General features: G+C 58.6%; 22 protein-coding genes. 13 read left to right on the forward strand and 9 right to left on the reverse strand.

Translation table 11 applies throughout. The annotated features are described in order from the left end of the window. Nucleotides 1–5 precede the first annotated feature (5 nt). The 4 genes from ABI171_RS01850 (at nt 6) to ABI171_RS01865 (ending at nt 2,628) form a co-directional block, all read left to right on the forward strand. Nucleotides 6–602 carry a YceI family protein gene (locus ABI171_RS01850; protein WP_348090911.1) on the forward strand — a complete coding sequence of 199 codons (597 nt, stop codon included), beginning with the start codon at nt 6–8 and terminating at the stop codon, nt 600–602. Nucleotides 603–953: 351 nt separating this feature from the next. Continuing rightward, nucleotides 954–1,841, forward strand: coding sequence for a GntR family transcriptional regulator (locus ABI171_RS01855; RefSeq protein ID WP_348090912.1), 888 nt, complete (start codon nt 954–956; stop codon nt 1,839–1,841). 158 nt (nt 1,842–1,999) lie between these two features. Next, a complete protein-coding gene (locus ABI171_RS01860) occupies nt 2,000–2,245 on the forward strand; it encodes a type II toxin-antitoxin system prevent-host-death family antitoxin (protein WP_348090913.1) in 246 nt (81 codons plus the stop codon). After that, complete coding sequence (locus tag ABI171_RS01865; RefSeq protein ID WP_348090914.1) at nt 2,242–2,628, forward strand: type II toxin-antitoxin system VapC family toxin; 387 nt, start codon at nt 2,242–2,244, stop codon at nt 2,626–2,628. The genes ABI171_RS01860 and ABI171_RS01865 overlap by 4 nt, the downstream gene beginning before the upstream one ends. A 260-nt stretch (nt 2,629–2,888) precedes the next feature. On the opposite strand, the gene ABI171_RS01870 is transcribed toward ABI171_RS01865, so the two are convergent. The 7 genes from ABI171_RS01870 to ABI171_RS01900 all read right to left on the reverse strand — a co-directional run bounded on the left by ABI171_RS01870 (nt 2,889) and on the right by ABI171_RS01900 (nt 7,464). Then, on the reverse strand, nt 2,889–3,248 hold the full coding sequence (locus tag ABI171_RS01870; protein ID WP_348090915.1) for a chaperone modulator CbpM: 360 nt from the start codon (nt 3,246–3,248) through the stop codon (nt 2,889–2,891). Nucleotides 3,249–3,259: 11 nt separating this feature from the next. Next, a complete protein-coding gene (locus ABI171_RS01875) occupies nt 3,260–4,192 on the reverse strand; it encodes a DnaJ C-terminal domain-containing protein (RefSeq protein WP_348090916.1) in 933 nt (310 codons plus the stop codon). Nucleotides 4,193–4,213: 21 nt separating this feature from the next. Continuing rightward, nucleotides 4,214–4,765 carry an NADPH-dependent FMN reductase gene (locus tag ABI171_RS01880; RefSeq protein ID WP_348090917.1) on the reverse strand — a complete coding sequence of 184 codons (552 nt, stop codon included), beginning with the start codon at nt 4,763–4,765 and terminating at the stop codon, nt 4,214–4,216. A 40-nt stretch (nt 4,766–4,805) separates the two neighbouring features. Continuing rightward, nucleotides 4,806–5,216 (reverse strand): OsmC family protein, encoded by a 411-nt coding sequence (locus ABI171_RS01885; RefSeq protein WP_348090918.1) that lies wholly within the window; start codon nt 5,214–5,216, stop codon nt 4,806–4,808. 166 nt (nt 5,217–5,382) lie between these two features. Continuing rightward, the gene (locus ABI171_RS01890; RefSeq protein ID WP_348090919.1) at nt 5,383–5,505 is read right to left on the reverse strand and encodes a hypothetical protein; all 123 of its coding nucleotides are present in this window, start codon (nt 5,503–5,505) and stop codon (nt 5,383–5,385) included. Nucleotides 5,506–5,680: 175 nt separating this feature from the next. Continuing rightward, the gene (locus ABI171_RS01895; protein WP_348090920.1) at nt 5,681–6,817 is read right to left on the reverse strand and encodes a class I SAM-dependent methyltransferase; all 1,137 of its coding nucleotides are present in this window, start codon (nt 6,815–6,817) and stop codon (nt 5,681–5,683) included. Between the two features lie 95 nt (nt 6,818–6,912). Continuing rightward, nucleotides 6,913–7,464, reverse strand: a complete 552-nt coding sequence (locus ABI171_RS01900; protein WP_348090954.1) for a cache domain-containing protein — start codon at nt 7,462–7,464, stop codon at nt 6,913–6,915. Nucleotides 7,465–7,777: 313 nt separating this feature from the next. Between ABI171_RS01900 and ABI171_RS01905 the strand changes: the two genes are divergently transcribed. The 7 genes from ABI171_RS01905 (at nt 7,778) to ABI171_RS01935 (ending at nt 16,483) form a co-directional block, all read left to right on the forward strand. Continuing rightward, entirely contained in the window at nt 7,778–9,412 is a 1,635-nt protein-coding gene (locus ABI171_RS01905; RefSeq protein WP_348090921.1) for a methyl-accepting chemotaxis protein, read from the forward strand. A 62-nt stretch (nt 9,413–9,474) separates the two neighbouring features. Continuing rightward, a complete protein-coding gene (locus ABI171_RS01910) occupies nt 9,475–9,933 on the forward strand; it encodes a chemotaxis protein CheW (RefSeq protein ID WP_348090922.1) in 459 nt (152 codons plus the stop codon). Then, nucleotides 9,933–11,189: a CheR family methyltransferase gene (locus ABI171_RS01915; RefSeq protein WP_348090923.1), complete on the forward strand. Its 1,257-nt coding sequence runs from the start codon at nt 9,933–9,935 to the stop codon at nt 11,187–11,189. Before ABI171_RS01910 ends, ABI171_RS01915 begins: the two co-directional genes overlap by 1 nt. A 93-nt stretch (nt 11,190–11,282) precedes the next feature. Then, nucleotides 11,283–11,984, forward strand: coding sequence for a chemotaxis protein CheW (locus tag ABI171_RS01920; RefSeq protein WP_348090924.1), 702 nt, complete (start codon nt 11,283–11,285; stop codon nt 11,982–11,984). Continuing rightward, entirely contained in the window at nt 11,981–14,242 is a 2,262-nt protein-coding gene (locus ABI171_RS01925; protein ID WP_348090925.1) for a hybrid sensor histidine kinase/response regulator, read from the forward strand. The genes ABI171_RS01920 and ABI171_RS01925 overlap by 4 nt, the downstream gene beginning before the upstream one ends. Before the next feature lie 137 nt (nt 14,243–14,379). Next, nucleotides 14,380–15,438, forward strand: coding sequence for a chemotaxis response regulator protein-glutamate methylesterase (locus ABI171_RS01930; RefSeq protein WP_348090926.1), 1,059 nt, complete (start codon nt 14,380–14,382; stop codon nt 15,436–15,438). 28 nt (nt 15,439–15,466) lie between these two features. Continuing rightward, complete coding sequence (locus ABI171_RS01935; RefSeq protein ID WP_348090927.1) at nt 15,467–16,483, forward strand: diguanylate cyclase; 1,017 nt, start codon at nt 15,467–15,469, stop codon at nt 16,481–16,483. A 153-nt stretch (nt 16,484–16,636) separates the two neighbouring features. On the opposite strand, the gene ABI171_RS01940 is transcribed toward ABI171_RS01935, so the two are convergent. Continuing rightward, nucleotides 16,637–17,590, reverse strand: a complete 954-nt coding sequence (locus tag ABI171_RS01940) for a cation diffusion facilitator family transporter (RefSeq protein ID WP_348090928.1) — start codon at nt 17,588–17,590, stop codon at nt 16,637–16,639. Between the two features lie 42 nt (nt 17,591–17,632). Continuing rightward, nucleotides 17,633–17,926, reverse strand: coding sequence for a zinc ribbon domain-containing protein (locus ABI171_RS01945; protein ID WP_348090929.1), 294 nt, complete (start codon nt 17,924–17,926; stop codon nt 17,633–17,635). A gap of 166 nt (nt 17,927–18,092) precedes the next feature. On the opposite strand from ABI171_RS01945, the gene ABI171_RS01950 reads away from it, so the two are divergent. Both ABI171_RS01950 and ABI171_RS01955 read left to right on the forward strand, forming a co-directional pair. After that, nucleotides 18,093–18,536, forward strand: a complete 444-nt coding sequence (locus ABI171_RS01950) for a CHRD domain-containing protein (RefSeq protein ID WP_348090930.1) — start codon at nt 18,093–18,095, stop codon at nt 18,534–18,536. Between the two features lie 91 nt (nt 18,537–18,627). Further along, on the forward strand, nt 18,628–19,257 hold the full coding sequence (locus ABI171_RS01955; protein WP_348090931.1) for a hypothetical protein: 630 nt from the start codon (nt 18,628–18,630) through the stop codon (nt 19,255–19,257). Nucleotides 19,258–19,316 lie beyond the last annotated feature (59 nt).

Raw genomic sequence — 19,316 nt, forward strand, 5'->3', positions numbered from 1 at the left:
CAACCATGCCAACCATCCGGATTTTCACTTTGCAGAATCTGCTGCGCTCTTCCATGCTGCTGCTGGCGTTTGGCAGCAACGGCAGCAGCGCCGCCGACCGCTACCTGATCGATAGCGAGCACACGTTTTCGTATTTCGAATACAACCACTGGGGATTGTCGATGCAGCGCAGCCGCTTCGACATCACCACCGGTTCGATCGAGCTTGACCGCGACAGCCAGAGCGGCAATATAGAAATTGACATTGATGCGACATCGATCAGCACCGGCAGCGATGGCTTCAACCAGATCATGCGCACCGGCGAGTTCTTCGACACAGCCAATTTTCCCAAGATCACTTTCAAATCCTCCAGCCTGCAATTTGACGGCCCGCAACTGACGCAAGTGGACGGCGACCTGACAATCAAGGGCATCAGCCATCCGGTTACTCTACAAATCAGCAATTTCAATTGCCGCTTCATGCTCATCTACGGCAAGCAGGCCTGCGGCGCCAACGGCTCCGCCAGCATCTTGCGCAGCGATTACAAGCTGGGGCGCTACGTACCGTTTGTCAGCGATGCGGTAACGCTGCATATCAGCGTCGAAGCCATCAAGGAATATTGAACCGTCGCCAAACCGCCGGTTTATATCAGGCAGCCCTTGCCCGAATGTCCCGACGCCACCGTCAAAGTCCACGTTGGCAAAGCAACCTCGAGACCTTTCCGGGGAAACAATCGATATCTGCGTCGTTATCCGGCAGCGGGTCACACCGGAACTCACTTCAACAGTTAATCAAAAGACAATTTTCATTTGCACATTATATTAATTTTTTAATAAAACCAATCGGATCCGTCTTTCCAAGAAATATCTTAAAGAAACACGCTTTCCCACGCGCTTGCCTAGATGGTTACACATATGATATTAATCAATTAACATCGAATTGAATGTGTTTCCAACTATTTCTGCGGCGAAAGAATGAGCAAAATCAAACACCCAGGCCGCCCTAGCCCGTTGCAACTCGATCTGGCGAACCGCTTGATTCAGCAAATTACTACCGGTGAATTATCGGTCGGAACGCATCTGACCGAAGAGGGATTGGCAAGTCAGTTCGATGTTTCGCGAACGCCGGTGAAGGCTGCATTACGTCTGGTGGCGCAGCAAGAGTTGTTGGACTATCACGTCAACAGTGGCTACTTCGTCAGCGCCAACACAACGCCCAAGCCCACTTCGGATAATGTTGTGGCCGGAATAAGTGGCGATGCCCTGTACCGGCAACTGATTACCGACCGCGCGCATGATCTATTGCCTGACACCATGACCGAAACGGATTTTCTGGAGCATTATTCGGTCTCGCGCAGCCTGCTAAGAGGAACCCTCGTGCGCATGGCGGCGGAAGGGTTGATCGAGAAGCGGCGGGGCCAGGGCTGGAATTTCCCGCCGATTGTCAACACTCCCGAACAGATCCAGGAAAGCTATCAGTTCCGTACCATGGTGGAATGCGGCGGGCTGCTGGAAAGCAGTTTCAGGATCGATGCCGGCCAGCTCCAGAACAGCCGGCTGGCGCATGAAAAATTACTGCAGCAAACGGAAGCCGACTATCCGGTCAGTGCCTTCTTTTCCCTCAACGCGGCGTTCCACGAAATGCTTGCCCGCTTCTCCAACAATCGTTTCGTGTTACAGGCGATGCAGCAGCAAAATCAGTTAAGGCGCACGGATGAACATATCGCGCTTTACCGCGACCCGCGCCGAATTGATTCATGCAAGGAACATTTGCAAATCATCGAGGCACTGGAAAACGACAACCGGGAATGGGCATCTGCCCTAATGCGCCATCATTTAGCGATCTCCCGCAATATTAAATAACGGTGCATTTATATTTCTAAAAATCCAACGGAGTTGCCATCATGCATGCCCCAATATTGGAACACCCTGCAACGAAACCTGACAACCCGGCCAGCACCAACTTGCGGCGCCACCAGATATGGACTAGACTAACTAAACTTAGTCCATACAGAAACAGCATGCAAACTTTTAACATCCACGAAGCCAAAACACATTTGTCGCGCCTCGTCGAACAGGCTGCCAAAGGCGAGTCTTTCGTCATCGCTAAAGCGGGCAAACCACTGGTCAAGGTCATGCCGCTCAACGCGCCGGAGGCAGGCCAGTTGAAGCGACTGGGTTTCATGGCAGGCCAGATTGCCGTCCCGGACGACTTCGACCGCATGGGTAGCTACGTGATCGAGCAGTTGTTCGGCGGCGAGGCATGAAATTATTGCTGGACACCCATTTGCTGCTATGGGCCGCAGGCGCGCCGGATCGCCTCTCTGCGGCGGCGCTTGCTCTGCTCGGCTCGCAGGAAAATGAATTGTTCTTCAGCGCAGCCAGCCTATGGGAAATAGCCATCAAACGCAGCCTCGGCCGAGCTGACTTCCAGGTTGATGCCCGGCTGCTGCGGCGCGGCCTGCTCGACAATGGCTACAGCGAGTTGGCGATCGGTAGCGAGCACGCAGTAGCAATCGAGAGCCTGCCTGCCATCCATAAAGACCCTTTCGACCGCATTCTTGTCGCCCAAGCCACGGTCGAAGGCATCATTTTGCTGACTGTCGATGCGCAGGTCGCGCAATATCCCGGCCCTGTCAGGCAGGTCTGACTGGTTTCACCGTGCGCCGGCGATCTGTCGCCCTCCACTTTCACTTTGCAAACCACCGGCAAAGATTCTGGTCAGCCTGAAGACAAGCATGGAATAATGCCCGAGAATCAATTTCTTGCCCAATCATTCTCATCAGCTTGTCCATACCATCAAACTTCAACACTGACACGCCCCGCACGCCATCGAGCGGCAAAGAAACGCCGAACCTCGCCGATCGCGCGTAAGAAGGCCGCTGCACCTGCGAGAAAACCCGGGCCGGGTTAGGCAGGATGCGGCAAGCGCGCATCTGCCGCAGCCAGCCGGGCTTCCAGCGCCTGGATCCGGTGCAGCAGATTGAGAGCCATCGCCAGGCCTTGGATATCCAGCTCGAAATCATCGCGCAGGCGCCGCGCCGTCCTGGCGACCACGATGGTTTGAGAGCGAAATACATATCCTGCGGCCGTACTGCGGCTCGGCTCAGCTTCTGGCGTAATTTCCGACGCTTTTTCCGACTCAATCGCGCCAAGCGCCACCAGTTCAGCCAGTTCGGCTTGGCTCAGCCCGGAATATTCCGCCAGCTCATCCAGTGAACATGCATCAGCGTCGTTTAACCAAACGGCTTCTACCAACTGACTAGCCATTCCCGCTCTCCTTAACTCAAATGCTGACGAGGGTTGAAAGTCGATTCCGCAGCGAGCTGTTCAAACAACTCGCGCTCGCGCGCAGTGGCTGTCTTCGGCACTTCTATCCTGACCACCGCATAGAGATTACCTTGTTCGCCGCCGGCGGACGGCAGTCCGCGTTTGGCCAGCCGGAACTGACGATTGGCGGCGGTGCCGGCAGGAATGCTCAATTCAACTTTGCCACCCAAAGTCGGCACCTGGACAGTCGCGCCCAGCACTGCCTCCCAAGGCGTCAGCGGCAAATCGAAGTACAAATCTTTGGCGGTTACCCGATATAGAGGATGCGGAATCAGCTTCATCATCACATACAGGTCGCCGTGTTTGCCACCATCGCCACCCTGCCCACCTTTGCCTGCCAGGCGCAATCGCTGGCCGTCTTCAGCTCCCTTCGGAATGCGCACGCGGAAGGTGCGCGGCACCCGGTGCAATTTTCCGTGCTCATCGTATTCCGGCATGCTCAGGCGGACATCGGTTTCGCCGCCATCGTAGATCTGCTCCAGCGTGATCGGCGCGTTGACTTCATAGTCTTCGCCTCGGCTCGGCCGCGGCCGGCCACCGCCTGCACCGCCCTGCCGCGATGCTGCAAATGCCGCCAGGATATCGGCCATGTCGACGTCGCCAAACGAGGTGCCGCCATCGCTGAAGCCCTGCTGCCAGGAATGCGGCGGTTCGACGTTTTCGCCGGACTGATGGCTGCCAAGCTGATCGTAGGCTGCGCGCTTCTCCGCATCTTTCAGCGTCGAGTAGGCTTCGGCGATATCCTTGAATTTCTCTTCGCCGGCAGGATCCTTGGAGACATCCGGATGATATTTATGCGCCAATTTACGGTAAGCCTGCTTGATTTCAGCCACCGTGGCAGTACGCTCGACCCCTAGCGCGCTGTAATAATCTTTATATTTCATTTCATCCTTCGCCAGGCCGGTTTAATTTTTCAGGAACTCAACGAAATTCCGGTTGAATTCCCGTAATTGATCGCGCACTTGTTCATCCACCAGTTCGCCGTTCTCGTTGAATACCTTGCCGGCGCGCGATACCATCAGGCGGCCGCCAAACCACGGCTGCATGCCCAGCGTGCGCAGCACCGGCAACCAGGCGTTCTGCGACAGGATGGTGCCGAAGCCGCCTGGCGAGGCGCCGATGACGGCGACCCGCCTGCCGCTGAAAATGCGCGCGCTGTCAGCCGGCGGCCGCGACAACCAGTCGAGCGCATTCTTGAATACGCCCGGCATCGAATTATTGTATTCCGGCGTCACCAGCAACAGCGCGTCGGCAACCGCGATCTGTTCCTTCAATACCGATACCGCGGCGGGAATGCCTTCGGCCTGCTCCAGGTCGCCGTCATACAAAGGGATGCCTTTGATGGTGCCGATTTCCAGCGAGGAACCAGCGGGCATCAGATCGACTGCGGCGCGGAGCAGTGCAGCGTTGATTGACCCGCTGCGCAAACTCCCCGCTATTCCGACTATTTTCGTCATGTGTTTCTCCTCAATGGTGATTAGCTGTAGTTATCCATATTTAGCTGGCGGCATCGAGCGCGACCCGTTGCAAGACGGTAGCAATCGGCGTGCCCTGGCGGATGGTTTTGGTGACTGGTGTCTTTTCGCAGATTTCAGCCAGCCTGGCGATTTGCGCTTCGCTCAACTCGGCGCCGAAAGCGATCGTGCGATCAATCTTTTCCACCCCTTGTTCATCGCGGGAAAAACGCAGTCGGACATCGATCAGGCCCAATTCCCATTGCTTGCGGTCGGCATACATGCGCAAGGTCAGCGAGGTACAGGCGGCCAAGCCGCCCAGCAGCAATTCGTAAGGTGCGGGACCGCTATCGGTGCCGCCGTTGTCTAGCGGCTCGTCGGCGCGAAACTGATGCGAGCGGGCTTGGATTTGCTGGACATAACCACTACTGCTTTGCAAATGAACAGACGCCATACGTTCTCCATATCAAGTCGGATTACTGATTCCTGATCCGGCAACGCCACCTGCGCGGCATAGACGAATTCGATATAGAGACTATAGCTGTTTTAGATGAAGAGGATAAGAGTAAAGCAGGAGAGATGTCGCAAACCGGATTGCTGCCCCGCCCACAGTTGATCGATCAGGACTGTTCGATCAACTCGCGCAGCGCATTGCACGCCGCCACCAGCTGCACGTGATCAACCTTCAGGCTTGTATTCAAGACTGCTTCGATGCGCTGGCTGGCGTGGGCGGTTGCGCGCATGCGAAAAATTATTGCCGCTCCTTAAGGCTATGCGCCGTGCCCTGAATGGCATACCAGGTCACAGGAAGCCGAAGAATTTACAATAAATATTATCCTCATTGCAATTACTTTGACGCAGCACCGCAGACGCAACCCCGTCCTGGTGCTTCGAACCGTTAGCTTCAAGGTAAAACCATCAGGCCGCGGCCAGCCGCCACAAGGATGTCAGTTCCGCCGCGCGCGCGGCGTGCAAGGGATCGCTCTGGTCCGACGCCTTGGGATGCTGTGGCCGGACATCGATCTTCCCGACCACCTTGAGCCCGCCCGCGGCAATCGCCGCCAACAACTCGTCGCGTGAACGCAGTTCGAGATGCTCGGCCAGATCGGACAAGATCAACCAGCCCTCGCCGCCTGGCTCCAAGTGCGCTGCCAGGCCGCTCAGGAAACCGCGCAACATGCGGCTTTCCGGATCATAGACAGCGTGTTCGATGGGCGAACTGGGCCGCGCCGGAATCCATGGCGGATTGCAAATCACCAGTGGCGCCCGGCCTTCGGGAAACAGGTCGGCCTGGACCAGTTTTACCTGTCCGTCCAGGTTCAGCCGCAACAGGTTTTCCTTGGCGCAGGACAGTGCGCGCGGATCCATGTCGGTCGCGACGATGCTTGCCACGCCGCGTTTTGCCAGCAACGCTGCCAGCACGCCGGTGCCGGTGCCGATATCGAACGCCAGCTTGGTAGATGGCAGCGGCGCCTCGGCCACCAGGCCTATGTATTCGCCGCGTACCGGCGAATACACGCCGTAATGCGGATGGATGCGTTCGCCAAGCGCCGGAATCTCGACGCCTTTCTTGCGCCATTCATGGGCGCCGATAAGCCCCAGCAATTCGCGCAACGAAGTCACGAACGGTTCGGTCGAGGCGCCATAGGCTTCATTGCAAGCTTGCTGCACATCGGGCGCACGCCGCAAGGGCATGCTGTAATCGGCTTCGAACGGCAGCAACAGCATGCCGAGCGTGCGGGCGCGCTGCGATTGCGCCTGGCGATGCAGATTGAAGGCATCGGTCGGCGAGGCCGGCAGCTTGGGCCGCTTCTTCGGTTTAGGCTCGGCCCGGCGCGCCAGCGCCTGCAACAGTTGGCGGGCATTCTGGAAGTCGCCGCGCCACAGCATGCCGGTGCCTTCGCAGGCCAGCCGGTAAGCGATGTCGGCGGTCATGCGGTCATCTGCAAGCACCACCCGTTTCGGCGCCGGATTGCCGCTTTCCGAGCGCCAGTGGGCCGAACGCGGCTGATCGTCCTCGATCCAATGAATCATCGGCTGTTCGGACGCAGTCATAAGACGCCCACCGGACGGTCGGCCGAAATCGATTCGACGGAGAGGAAATTCAAACGCATGGAGTAGTCTCGATCAATAGGTAGGTAGGACGCAAATCAAGGCGGCGATGATAAAAACATCATGTGCGCCTGCCGTTTGCGATCGCCTCCAAGTATACATCCTGAGAGAGATGCAAAATCTTTTCTTTCAACCAAGATGTCGACGACGACGGCTGGCGGGGCAATTAGTCTCGGGTATCTTGAAAAGCTTCCCATTCTGCCGCATTTGATACTGCCAGCTTGACCCTCGGCTTCTTGTGGGCGGCGGCCCGGACGTACCTCTGGATTGCCGCCAATCGCCTGCAGCATGCTGCGATTGGAATAAGCGGACAGCGCGCCCAATATCAGGACAAACACCAGATTGCCCTCGGGGTCCTTGAAGTCGCTCACTTTCTTACCGTCCAGCTCCGGCTTGATGGGATGCATGACCATCACTTCGTTCGACGACGATATCGAAAAATGGCCGTCCTTGCCGTAACGCATGGCCTTCACCCGCGCCAGCGCACGCTGCCACGCCTGATAAGCGTTGAACAGGGAAACGGCAGCGCATCGGGAAAACTGAAGGGTTGCGCAGGAAATCCACGATCGGATATTTTTTTGATTGGTCAGTTGGCGATCACGTTCGCTATTAGTTCGCTATTAATTACGCGCTCTTTATCGCGAAACACATGTGTAGAAATGTGTTTTCAATTGTTACCTGCGACATTTAACAATGCTCTACAAATTCGGAATTAAAAATCTGCAATAATCGCGCCCTACACAACCTCGCCGACGCCGAAATTTCCACCACTTTCGATCTGGCTGGTTTATTGTATCCGCTTAGAAAGACATCATTTCAGCGCAATTGCCACATAAGCAATTTCCAGATATGCGCGCGAACACGGCAAGCAGCACGCACCAATCAACGACAGGAGAGAAACACGTGAAGCAATGGACTATTCGTCAACGAATGCTTGTCAGTTTCGGCGTGATTTTGCTGCTGATGGGATTCATGGCCGGCATCAGCTATCTGAAGCTGCAAGCGATCGAGCATGAAACCAACAGTTTCCAGACTGATTCCATGCCGGGCCTCGAATTGAGCACAGGCATCCGCTCGACCTGGTTCCAAAGCTATTTGCTGATCCTGCAGGTGATTGCAGTCGATACCCAGCCAGAACAACGCAAACAGGATCTGGCGACGCTGCAGTCCGACAACGAGAAAATGGACAAGCTCCTGGTCGACTATGAGAAGACCGTTTTTGAGGCCCAGGACCGTAGCAATTTCAATGCATTCAAGGCTGCGCGCGCCCAATATGCGCCGCTCATGGCGGAAGTCTTGAAACTGGACGACTCGCAAAAGAACGCCCAAGCTCACAGTCTGCTAATAGAAGGACTGCTGCCGGCGTGGCTGCAAGGACGCAATGCCGCTACCCAGTTGCGCGATTTCAACCAGCAGTCTGAAGTGCGCTCGGTCGACAAGATCGAAGCTGCAGTGATCGTCGCCAAGAGCACATTGCTGACGGTGCTGGTCATCGCTCTGGTGGTGGCGCTGGTTTGCGGTTTCTTCCTGTTGCGCGCCATCACGCGGCCAATGCGGGAACTGGTTGCCGCGCTGGAGGTGATCCGTTCCGGCGATCTGTCACAGCGCCTCAACCTTAATCGCCACGACGAATTCCATGCGCTGGAAGTCGGCCTCAACCGCATGTCGGATGAGTTGACCGGGCTGGTCGGGCAAGCGCAAAAATCGGCGATCCAGGTGACTACCTCGGTAGTCGAAATCGCCGCCACCGCCAAACAGCAGCAAGCCACCGCCAACGAGACCGCCGCCACCACCACCGAGATCGGCGCCACTTCCCGCGAAATCTATTCGACCTCGCGCGAACTGGTCAGCACCATGAATGAAGTATCCTCGGGCGCCGAAGAAGCAGCGCGGCTGGGCGGCGCCGGCCAGGCCGGCCTGACGCAGATGGAAGACACCATGCACCACGTGATGGATGCCGCCGGCTCGGTCAACGCCAAGCTGGCCATCCTCAACGAGAAAGCCAGCAATATCAATCAGGTGGTTACTACAATCACCAAGGTGGCCGGTCAAACCAATCTGTTGTCGTTGAACGCCGCCATCGAAGCCGAGAAAGCCGGCGAGTATGGCCGCGGTTTCTCCGTGGTGGCGATTGAAATCCGCCGCCTGGCAGACCAGACCGCCGTCGCCACCTACGACATCGAACAGATGGTCAAGGAAATCCAGTCGGCGGTGTCGGCCGGCGTGATGGGCATGGATAAATTTTCCGAAGAAGTCCGGCGCGGCATCGCCGATGTGCAAAACGTCGGCGCCCAGCTCTCGCAAATCATCCAGCAAGTGCAGGCGCTGACGCCACGCTTCCAGTCGGTTCATGAAGGCGTGCAGGCGCAAGCCGTGGGCGCCGAACAGATCAGCCAGGCGCTGGGACAACTGAGCGAAGCCGCCCAGCAAAGCGTTGAATCGCTACGCCAGTCGAGCCAGGCGATTGATGAATTGACGTTGACGGCAAACGGCTTGCGCAATGGCGTATCGCGCTTCAAATTGAAGACAATTCAATAAAGACAACTTAAGCAGGCCGGCATTTTACGCACGCACGAACAAAGACCAGACATAGCCACCACATGCTTTTTTTATTGTTCCAAATCGATCAAGACCATTACGCACTGGATACTAGCCAGGTCGCAGTGGTGCTGTCGCTGGTCAAGCTGAAACAGATACCGGCAACCGCGCCATGGGTGGCCGGCGTGTTCAGCTATCACAGCCAGTCGGTGCCGGTGATCGATCTCAGCCAGCTTGCCACCGGCAGGCCGTCGCGGCAGCGCCTGAGCACCCGCCTGGTGCTGGTGCATTATCCGGCGCCGGGGCCGGATAGCCGCCTGCTCGGACTAGTGCTGGAAAAGGCCAGCGAAATCATGCGCCGCGAACCATCCGATTTCCGCGACAGCGGGCTGGATCATGGTGGAGCGCCCTATCTGGGACCGGTGACAGACGATGTCCGCGGCCTGATTCAAGCAGTCCAGGTGCAAGACTTGCTGCCGCCTGAAGTGCGGGCGCAACTATTCCCGGGTCCGGAGAAATAATGCCTCTGGCGAAATTTGAAATCATGCTGAAGCGCACCATGGGGCTGGATATCCAATCCATCGGCCGCCCCATGCTGGAACGCGCCCTGCAGGAACGGCAAGGCCATTGCGGCGTCGATGATCTGGATGCCTACTGGCTGCTGCTGCAGATGTCGGAACCGGAACAGTTGCAGCTGATTGAATCCGTGATCGTGCCGGAGACCTGGTTTTTCCGCAACCGCGAAGCATTCCAGGAAATGGTGCAGCTGCAGCAGCGCTGGCCGAGGCTGATAAACAGCAGCCAGCCCTTGCGCATTCTGAGCCTGCCCTGCTCTACCGGCGAAGAACCTTACTCGATCGCGATGGCCTTGCTGGACGCCGGCGTGCCGCCGCAGCATTTCCAGATCGATGCGATCGACATCAGTCCGCAATCGCTGCATGTGGCGCGGCAGGCGGTGTATGGCAAGAATTCTTTCCGGGGTGAATTTCTCAGTTTCCGGGACCGCTACTTCGCGCTCAATGAACAAGGCTATGCGCTATCGGAGACGGTGCGGCAGCAGGTGCGCTTCTCGCAAAGCAATCTGTTCGCCTACGATCTGCTGATGGGAGAAGCGCCTTACGACATCATTTTTTGCCGGAATTTGCTGATCTACTTCGATCGCCCTACGCAACATGCTGCGGTGACCCTGCTGACCCAGCGGCTTGCGCCCGAGGGATTGATGTTTGTGGGGCCGGCGGAAAGCGCCTTGATGATGTTGCATGAGCTGACGCCGATCAAGGCGCCGATGGCTTTCGCCTTCCGCCAAGGTCCGCCGAAACAGGAAATCGTCAAAACCGCGGCCGCGCCGGCTACCGTGTATCCGCAACCGACGCCACGGCTGCGGCCGGCGTCGAACGCAAGCATTTCGCGTACCGCATCATCCAATGCAAAGCCAGCCGACGCCAACCCTGCCGCGCAGTTGTCCCAGGCCAGCCTGGATAAAGTGCGGCTATTGGCCGACCAGGGCAAGCTGGAACAAGCCGCAGCCTTGTGCGAACAATACATCAAACAGCATGGCGCTTCGGCTGCGGCTTACTATCTGATGGGCGTCATCCATGACGCCGCGGACCGCAAACAGGCCGCCGCAGATTGCTATCGAAAAGCCTTGTATCTGGAGCCGACGCATGCCGACGCCATGACGCATCTGGCCGCCCTGCTGCAAATCCAGGGCGATCTCGCCGGCGCCAGGCTGCTGCAGCAGCGCGCGCGGCGTTCGACTGAAAACAACCAGTCCTGATATGAAACCAGCCCTGCACTTTCTCTCAGCGTGGCGTTGCCGGCCCGTGCCGGCAGGATGTAATCGCGGTCGGCGCAACCGGCATTGGCAATCATGAGCGGCGCCGTCAAATCCTCTGCCGGCCAGCCGGACAGCGGCGAGGCGCATCTGATCGACGATTGCTGGAACCGTATTGGTGTCCGCGGCGACGGCTCCTGCGAGCTGCTGGCGCAGCATATCGATTGCCGCAATTGTCCGGTGCACGCGCGCGCCGCCGCCGAGTTGCTGGATCGCCTGCAGATTGAAGATATTGCCGATAGCCGGAGCGAACCGGCAGAACCGCAGCAAGAACAAACTGCGGACCTCGGTTCAGTCCTGCTGTTTCGTATCGGCGAGGAATGGCTGGCGCTGCCCACCGCATTGCTGGAAGAGATTACGGAATTGCGCAGCATACACGCCATACCGCATCGTAAAAACGCCGTGGTGCTAGGCATCGCCAACATCCGCGGCGCCCTGGTGACCTGCATCTCGCTGGCGGCTATGCTCGGCATCACCGGCGACAACAAACCGATGGCGCGCCAAGAGCTGCTGCGACGCATGCTGATCATCCGGCGCAACGGCCAGGTTACCGCTTTTACCGCCGATGAAGTACACGGCACCTTGCGCATCGCGGCCAGCGCCAGGCAGCCGGTGCCAACCACCCTGGCCCGCGTCACCGGTCATTTCACCTACGCCGTCATTCAATGGAACGGCCATAGCGTCGGCCTGCTGGATCAGGAACTGCTATTTCATACGCTGGATCGGAGCCTGGCATGAACGCCGACGACATGCGCGACGCCTCGATGCTGGACCTGTTCCGGCTGGAAGTCGAAACCCAGGCGCAAGTCATGAGCAGCGGCTTGCTGGCAATCGAACGCAGCGCCTCTCCCGAAGATCTGGAAGCCTGCATGCGGGCCGCCCACTCGATCAAAGGCGCGGCGCGCATCGTTGGCATACAGGCCGGGGTCGACGTCACCCATGTGATGGAGGACTGCTTCGTCTCGGCGCAGCAAGGAAAAATCCAGCTCGGCCCGCGCCGCATCGACCAGCTGTTGCATGGGGTCGATTTGCTGCAACGGATTGCCAAGAGCGCCGAAGACCTGCAGCTCTGGCAAGCCGGCAGCGGTCGCCAGGAAATCGAAATTTTCCTGCAAGGCTTGCATAACAGTTTGCTGCAAGCCGACGACAATGCCCGCGGGTCGGAAACGATACCAGCCGCCGCAGCCGGATCGGCGGATCTGCCGACACTCGGCGATTTGCCAGCGCAAGACAAGATCGAGAGTTCCGACCGCATGCTGCGCGTCACCGCAGCGCATCTGAACCAGCTGGTCAGCCTGTCCGGCGAATCGCTGGTGGAATCGCGCTGGCTGCCGGCTTTCAACCAGTCCTTGCTACGTCTCAAACGCCTGCAGCAAAGCGCAGTGCAAGCCGTGGAACTGCTGCATGACACGCTGCGCGAAAGCGGCCTCGCCGCAGCCCAGCTCCAGGCATTGCAGGACACCCGCCAGCAAGTCGACGCCTGCCAGAAAATGCTGGTCGAACGACTGAGCGAACTGGAGCTCTTCGAACGTCGCAACAGCAGCCGCGCACAACGCCTGTACGACCAGGCGCTGGCCTGCCGCATGCGGCCGTTCGCCGATCGCGTAGTAGGCTATGACCGCATGGCGCGCGATCTCGGACGTAGCCTGGGCAAACAGGTCAGGCTGGAGATCAGTGGCGAGACCACCCAAGTCGATCGCGACATCCTCGAACAGCTGGATGCGCCGCTGGTGCATTTATTGCGCAACGCGCTTGATCACGGCATCGAGCCGGCGCCGCAACGACGTCTCGCCGGCAAGGCCGAAGAAGGCGTGATCACGCTGGCAGCGCGGCACCATGCCGGCCTGTTGCAGATCACCATCAGCGACGACGGCAACGGCATCGACCTTGAACAGCTGCGCGCCAGCATCGTCGCCCGCGGCCTGGTCGATAACGCGACCGCCGCCCGCCTGAGCGATGCAGAACTGCTGCACTTCCTGCTGCTGCCCGGCTTCAGCATGCGCGATACCGTCACCGAGATTTCGGGTCGCGGCGTCGGGCTGGACGTGGTGCATAACATGCTCAAGCGGATGCGCGGCACGATCCAGATTTTCAGCGAAAGCGGCCGCGGCATGCGCTTCCAGCTGCAACTACCGCTAACCCTGTCGCTGGTGCGCAGTTTGCTGGTCAGCATCGGCGGCGAGCCTTACGCCTTTCCGCTGGCGTATGTGAACCGCACCATGATAGTAGACAAGGACCAGATCGAATTGCTGGAAGGACGCCAGCATTTCACTTTTGAAGAACGGCAGATCGGCCTGGTCGCCGCCAGCCAGATTCTGCAGAGTGGCGAAAGTACTCCCAGCGACGACGGCATCGCGCTGGTGGTAATTGGCGACATGGCCCGCACTTACGGCTTGCAAGTCGACCGCCTGCTGGGCGAGCACATGCTGGTGGTGCAGCCGCTGGACGCGCGGCTCGGCAAGATCAAGGACGTTGCCGCAGCGGCGCTGATGGAAGACGGCACCCCGGTGCTGATACTGGACGTGGAAGACATGCTGCATTCAGTCGACAAACTGATTGCTCATGGCCAACTTGACAAGATTCACGACAGCAGCAGCCCGCAACAAGTCCAGACCAGCAAGCGGGTGCTGGTGGTCGACGATTCGCTCACCGTGCGCGAGCTGGAGCGCAAGCTGCTCAGCAGCCGCGGTTACACGGTCCGCATCGCAGTGGATGGGATGGATGGCTGGAACGCTTTGCGCAGCGAGCCGTTCGACCTGGTGATCACCGATATCGACATGCCGCGAATGGATGGCATCGAATTGGTAACATTAATCAAGAATAACCTGCAGCTGAAAGCAATTCCAGTGATGATCGTCTCCTATAAAGACCGGCAAGAAGACCGCCAGCGCGGGCTGGAGGCCGGCGCCGACTACTATCTCGCCAAGGCCAGCTTCCATGACGAGACCTTGCTGCAAGCGGTCGAAGACCTGATCGGAGAAGCCGGCGGTTCCTAGATTCCCCGCCTGAGCGCCTATTTTTGTCCAAAAAACCTGATGAACGCGTGTATATTTTCATTCAATCAATGTTACCTGTTGAATGGCAAGCGCTGCCGGCGCGATTACACACTTTTTCGACTAAGGAATCTCGGACAATGAAAATAGGTATCGTCAACGATGCCCCGATAGCGGTAGAGGCGTTGCGCCGCACGCTGATGCTGCGTCAGGATCACGAAATCATCTGGATTGCGGAGGATGGCAAGCGCGCCATCGAATTGTGCGTCTGGCAAGTGCCGGACCTGATCCTGATGGATCTGATGATGCCGGTGCTGGACGGCGTCGGCGCTACCCGCCACATCATGGCCCACACGCCGTGCGCGATTCTGGTGGTCACCGGCGACGTCGGCGCCAATGTCTCGGCTGTGTATGACGCCATGGCCTATGGCGCGTTGGATGCGATCGATACTCCGACCGCCCTCGCCGGCCATCCGCGCAATGGCGTCAATTCATTGTTGGCCAAGATCGATTCGATCGAAAAACTGATCAACCAGCGCCAGAGTCCGGCCGACGATTTGCCGCACAGCGGAGCGTCGGTTTCGGCTCCGGCCGGCTTCGCAAGCAAGAAGCCATCGCGGCAAGCGCCGAATTCAAAGTATCTGGTTGCCATAGGCGCATCGGCCGGCGGTCCGGCGGCACTGGCAACCTTGCTGTCGCAACTGCCGGCGGATTTTCCGGCGGCCCTGGTGGTGGTGCAGCACGTCGACGCCCAGTTTGCAGCCGGCATGGCTGACTGGCTCGGCAGCCAGTCGAAACTGCCGGTACGGCTGGCGCTGGCCGGCGACAGTCCCGCTCCCGGCACCGTATTGTTAGCCGGCACCGACGACCATTTGCGGCTTACCCGGCCGTTCCAGCTGGGCTATACCGAACAGCCGAGCGGCTATCCGTACCGGCCGTCGATCGATGTCTTTTTCCAGAGCGTGGTCGAGACCTGGGCCGGCAAGGCGATCGGCATTTTACTGACCGGCATGGGGCGGGACGGCGCGTTGGGCCTGAAGGCCATGCGCGACAAGGGGTATTACACGATCGCCCAGGATCGAGAATCGAGCGCGGTATACGGCATGCCGAAGGCGGCGGCACAGTTAAATGCGGCCGACGCCATTCTGCCGGTGAACAGAATTGCAGATAAGCTGGTCAGTCTGATCAGTAAACAGTAGCTATAGTGAGTTCAGATACGGAGTATTCATGAATAACGAATTAAATCTCGACACCGATCAGCCGCCTGACGATTATCCTGTCATGGTGCTGCTGGTCGACGACCAAGCCATGGTGGGTGAAGCCGTGCGGCGCGCCCTGGCCAACCAGATCAATATCGATTTCCACTATTGCGCGCATCCCGACGAGGCGATCGAGGCCGCGCAACGGACCCGGCCCACCGTGATCCTGCAGGACCTGGTGATGCCCGGCATCGACGGCCTGACTCTAGTGCGCCAGTATCGCGCCAATCCCGGCACCCGCAATGTGCCGATCATCGTACTCTCGACGCGCGAAGACCCGGCGGTCAAAAGCGCGGCATTCACTGCCGGCGCCAACGATTATCTGGTGAAACTGCCGGACACCATCGAACTGGTGGCGCGCATCCGCTATCACTCGCGCTCCTATGTAAATCTATTGCAACGCGACGAAGCCTACCGAGCCTTGCGACAGAGTCAGCAGCAACTGCTGGAAACCAATCTGGAGCTGCAACGGCTGACCAATTCGGACGGTCTGACCGGGCTCGCCAACCGTCGTTATTTCGACGAATATTTCAGCGCCGAATGGAAGCGCGCCGAACGCGAGCAAAGTCCGCTCTCGCTCCTGATGATCGACGTTGACGATTTCAAGCTGTACAACGACACCTACGGCCACCTGGCCGGCGACACCGCACTCAAGCAGGTGGCTGAAAGCATCGGCAGCTTTGCCCGCCGACCGACCGACCTCGCGGCCCGCATCGGCGGCGAAGAGTTCGTGCTGGTGCTGCCGTCGATGTCGCGCGAACACATGGAGATCCAGGCCGACAAATTGCAAGAGGCGGTACATGCATTGAACATCGCCCACGTTTCGTCCAGCAACGACACCAGAGTCACCATCAGCATCGGCGGCGCCAGTATCGTGCCGCAACGCGGCAGTTCACAGGAAAAGCTGGTGGAAGCGGCCGACCAGGCGTTATACCGCGCCAAGCGCGGCGGCAAGAACCGGGTGGAGATCGGACAGGAAACCTGATTCTGCACGGCTGGGAGACCCCGGCCGGAGCCGCCTGGGCGTTGCAGGCTTGATTTATACCGGATTACGCCAAGCTCTTTCGGCTCGCCGGCTCCAGCTTCTGCATGGCTTGCATCCGCGCGCGCTACTCAAATGAAGCTGCCAATGGCAGCGCTAGCCATGGACATGCGCATGCGATTCCTCATCATGCGGCTGTGCCGGCGCACTGTAATTGCAGCCATCCTCCGTATGCGCGCACGGCAAGGTCTCGAATTGCAACGTGGTGTGATACACCGCAAATTGCGAGGCCAGGATTTCCTTGAGCGCCGGTAGCAACTGCTGTTCCGCCGAGTAAGCCGTGTCGTAGACCACGTGCGCCGTCAGGCTGGCCTTGCCGCTGGTGACCGCCCACAGGTGGAAATCATGCACGCTCACCACACCCGGGACGGTGCGCATCGCCGCCTGGACCTGTTCGATATCCATGCCATCCGGTACGCCTTCCAGCAGGATATTCACACTTTCCTTCAGCAACACCCAGGTCCGCGGCAAGACCCAGACGCCGATCAGCACCGCGACTACCGAGTCGACCCAGGACCAGCCGGTATAGCGGATCAGCAAGGCGCCGGCGATGACGCCGATCGAGCCCAGCATGTCGCTCCAGACTTCGAGATAAGCGCCCTTGACGTTGAGACTGGCATCCTTGCCGCTGCTGAGCAGGCGCATGCTGATCAGGTTGACGATCAGGCCGATGGTGGCGATGACCAGCATGCCGGTCGACTGGATTTCGGCCGGGCTGCGAAACCGTTGATAAGCCTCGTACAAGATATAGATCGCCACCAGGAACAGCAACACCGCATTGAACGCCGCCGCCAGTATCTCAAAGCGGTGGTAGCCAAAGGTACGGCGCGAATCGGCGGCTCTTTTCGCAATCCGGATCGCCGCCAGCGCGATCGCCAGCGCCATGGTGTCGGTCAGCATATGCGCGGCATCGGAGATCAGCGCCAGGCTGCCGGTGACCAGGCCGCCGACCACCTCGACCACCAGAAAGGTCGAGGTCAGCCCTAGTGCGATCCAGATGTATCTTTCGTTATCGCCGCTAGGTAAGGCATGGGTGTGGCCTGCGCTCATGGAAACCGTCCTTCGAAAATGGCGTGAATGTAATGTACAGCGTTATTGCGACGTACCGCAATTGCTGCAGAATTTTGCGCCAGCGATTTTTGCGGCGCCGCAGCCGCCACAGCTTTTCGGCTGCAGCGAATTGCCGCATTGCTGGCAAAAGCGAGCGCCGGCCTGATTTCCTGAATTGCAGCCGGCGCAATTGTTTTGACTGGCGGCGCTGCGCCCCCAATCATTTTGCTGGCCGCCGCCGTGCGACTGCGGCCGGCCATGATGGTTGCCGCCTTGCTGTTGAGATGTGCCGCCGCCGTGATGCCCCCGGCCCAGCAGATTTTTAAGAAAACTCATTTGATGTTCCTTCACGATGATGGTGTTTGCTACTCTTCTTCATGCATGGCTCCATTTAAAACCCTGTAGTTACTACAAGGTCAAGCAATTACATAAAAGATTCCATAAAGCCAAAAGCGGACTACACTAATACTTGCCTCTCCTCAAACAAAACCAAGGAAAACAAATGACTAACCTGCTAAAAAATGTAAGGACATCGTTGTTCGCTTCTATCGCCCTGGCGTTGCTGCTGGGAGCCTGTTCAACCATGTCGATGGACCAAAGCCATACCAGCGAGGTGACTCTGGATGGCGCCCATGAGGTGCCGCCAACCGGCTCGGCGGCCAGCGGCAGCGGGACCATCGTGATTGCAGCGGACAAATCCGTCAAAGGCACCATCGATACCCGTGGCGTACAGGGCAAGGTGGCGCATATCCATGAAGGCGCGCTCGGCAAAAACGGCCCGGTGCTGATTGCATTGCAAAAGGTCGGCGATAACACATGGGCGGTGCCGGACGGCGCCAAGTTCAGCGATGCCCAATACGCCAGCTACCTGGCCGGCAACCTGTATATCAATGTCCACAGCGCCACCAATCCGGGCGGCGAAATTCGCGGCCAATTGCAGCCTTGATCATGGCATCCAGGCTAGACTGACCGATTAACCGCCAGGCTCTCGCTTCGCAGCAAGAGCCTGGCGGTCCGACAACCCTCCACACCTGTTTATGCACCCAACCGCCCGGATCTTTGCCGCCTTCCTGCTGGCCATCGCGCTGGCCAGTGCGGCGTTATATGCGATCGACCGCTCTGTCACTCCCGATAGCGGCAAAAAACCGATGGTCCAGGCCAAAACGGCGCTCCCCGCCACCACGGTCACGCAGATAGCAAATCCCTTGGCGCCGGTGACAGCACCGCCACAAGTCGCCGCCATCAGTAGCGCCCCGCAGCCACTACTTGCCAGCGCGCCGCCTGTCGCCGCCGGCAACACCATCGCCAAATGCAGCATCGATGGCAAGATCGTCTATACCGACAAGGATTGCCCGCAAGGCAGCAAGGCCAAGTCCTTGCAGATAATCGACAATGCCGTAATTCCCGGCTATGACCGGGCGACGGTTGAAAATACTTTCCGGCCGCGGCCGCCGGCCTTGGCCCAAGCCCAGCCAGCTCCTTCAGGCGGGGTGATCGAACCGGTGACATCTATCAGCACTGAACCGACTGTCGATTGCGTGGCCTTGGGACGACGCTACGACTGGCTCAACGGCATGAGCCACCGCCGCCAATTGCCGCACGTGTACGACCGCATGCGACGCGAACGGGATGAGCTGCAAACCAGAATGTTCTGGTCGCATTGCTGATGCAGATCCAGAATGTCTCACGCAATATTATTGACAATCACATAATCAAAAAGCTTATA

The sequence above is a fragment of the Collimonas sp. genome, assembly GCF_039923675.1.
Taxonomy (GTDB): Bacteria; Pseudomonadota; Gammaproteobacteria; order Burkholderiales; family Burkholderiaceae_D; genus Collimonas.

Excerpts from the sequence above, each read along its gene's own strand:
- ABI171_RS01850 (WP_348090911.1), top strand. The coding sequence starts at position 6 with ATGCCAACCATCCGGATTTTCACTTTGCAGAATCTGCTGCGCTCTTCC.
- ABI171_RS01855 (WP_348090912.1), top strand. The coding sequence starts at position 954 with ATGAGCAAAATCAAACACCCAGGCCGCCCTAGCCCGTTGCAACTCGAT.
- ABI171_RS01860 (WP_348090913.1), top strand. The coding sequence starts at position 2,000 with ATGCAAACTTTTAACATCCACGAAGCCAAAACACATTTGTCGCGCCTC.
- ABI171_RS01865 (WP_348090914.1), top strand. The coding sequence starts at position 2,242 with ATGAAATTATTGCTGGACACCCATTTGCTGCTATGGGCCGCAGGCGCG.
- ABI171_RS01870 (WP_348090915.1), bottom strand. The coding sequence starts at position 3,248 with ATGGCTAGTCAGTTGGTAGAAGCCGTTTGGTTAAACGACGCTGATGCA.
- ABI171_RS01875 (WP_348090916.1), bottom strand. The coding sequence starts at position 4,192 with ATGAAATATAAAGATTATTACAGCGCGCTAGGGGTCGAGCGTACTGCC.
- ABI171_RS01880 (WP_348090917.1), bottom strand. The coding sequence starts at position 4,765 with ATGACGAAAATAGTCGGAATAGCGGGGAGTTTGCGCAGCGGGTCAATC.
- ABI171_RS01885 (WP_348090918.1), bottom strand. The coding sequence starts at position 5,216 with ATGGCGTCTGTTCATTTGCAAAGCAGTAGTGGTTATGTCCAGCAAATC.
- ABI171_RS01890 (WP_348090919.1), bottom strand. The coding sequence starts at position 5,505 with ATGCGCGCAACCGCCCACGCCAGCCAGCGCATCGAAGCAGTCTTGAAT.
- ABI171_RS01895 (WP_348090920.1), bottom strand. The coding sequence starts at position 6,817 with ATGACTGCGTCCGAACAGCCGATGATTCATTGGATCGAGGACGATCAG.
- ABI171_RS01910 (WP_348090922.1), top strand. The coding sequence starts at position 9,475 with ATGCTTTTTTTATTGTTCCAAATCGATCAAGACCATTACGCACTGGAT.
- ABI171_RS01915 (WP_348090923.1), top strand. The coding sequence starts at position 9,933 with ATGCCTCTGGCGAAATTTGAAATCATGCTGAAGCGCACCATGGGGCTG.
- ABI171_RS01920 (WP_348090924.1), top strand. The coding sequence starts at position 11,283 with ATGAGCGGCGCCGTCAAATCCTCTGCCGGCCAGCCGGACAGCGGCGAG.
- ABI171_RS01925 (WP_348090925.1), top strand. The coding sequence starts at position 11,981 with ATGAACGCCGACGACATGCGCGACGCCTCGATGCTGGACCTGTTCCGG.
- ABI171_RS01930 (WP_348090926.1), top strand. The coding sequence starts at position 14,380 with ATGAAAATAGGTATCGTCAACGATGCCCCGATAGCGGTAGAGGCGTTG.
- ABI171_RS01935 (WP_348090927.1), top strand. The coding sequence starts at position 15,467 with ATGAATAACGAATTAAATCTCGACACCGATCAGCCGCCTGACGATTAT.
- ABI171_RS01940 (WP_348090928.1), bottom strand. The coding sequence starts at position 17,590 with ATGAGCGCAGGCCACACCCATGCCTTACCTAGCGGCGATAACGAAAGA.
- ABI171_RS01945 (WP_348090929.1), bottom strand. The coding sequence starts at position 17,926 with ATGAGTTTTCTTAAAAATCTGCTGGGCCGGGGGCATCACGGCGGCGGC.
- ABI171_RS01950 (WP_348090930.1), top strand. The coding sequence starts at position 18,093 with ATGACTAACCTGCTAAAAAATGTAAGGACATCGTTGTTCGCTTCTATC.
- ABI171_RS01955 (WP_348090931.1), top strand. The coding sequence starts at position 18,628 with ATGCACCCAACCGCCCGGATCTTTGCCGCCTTCCTGCTGGCCATCGCG.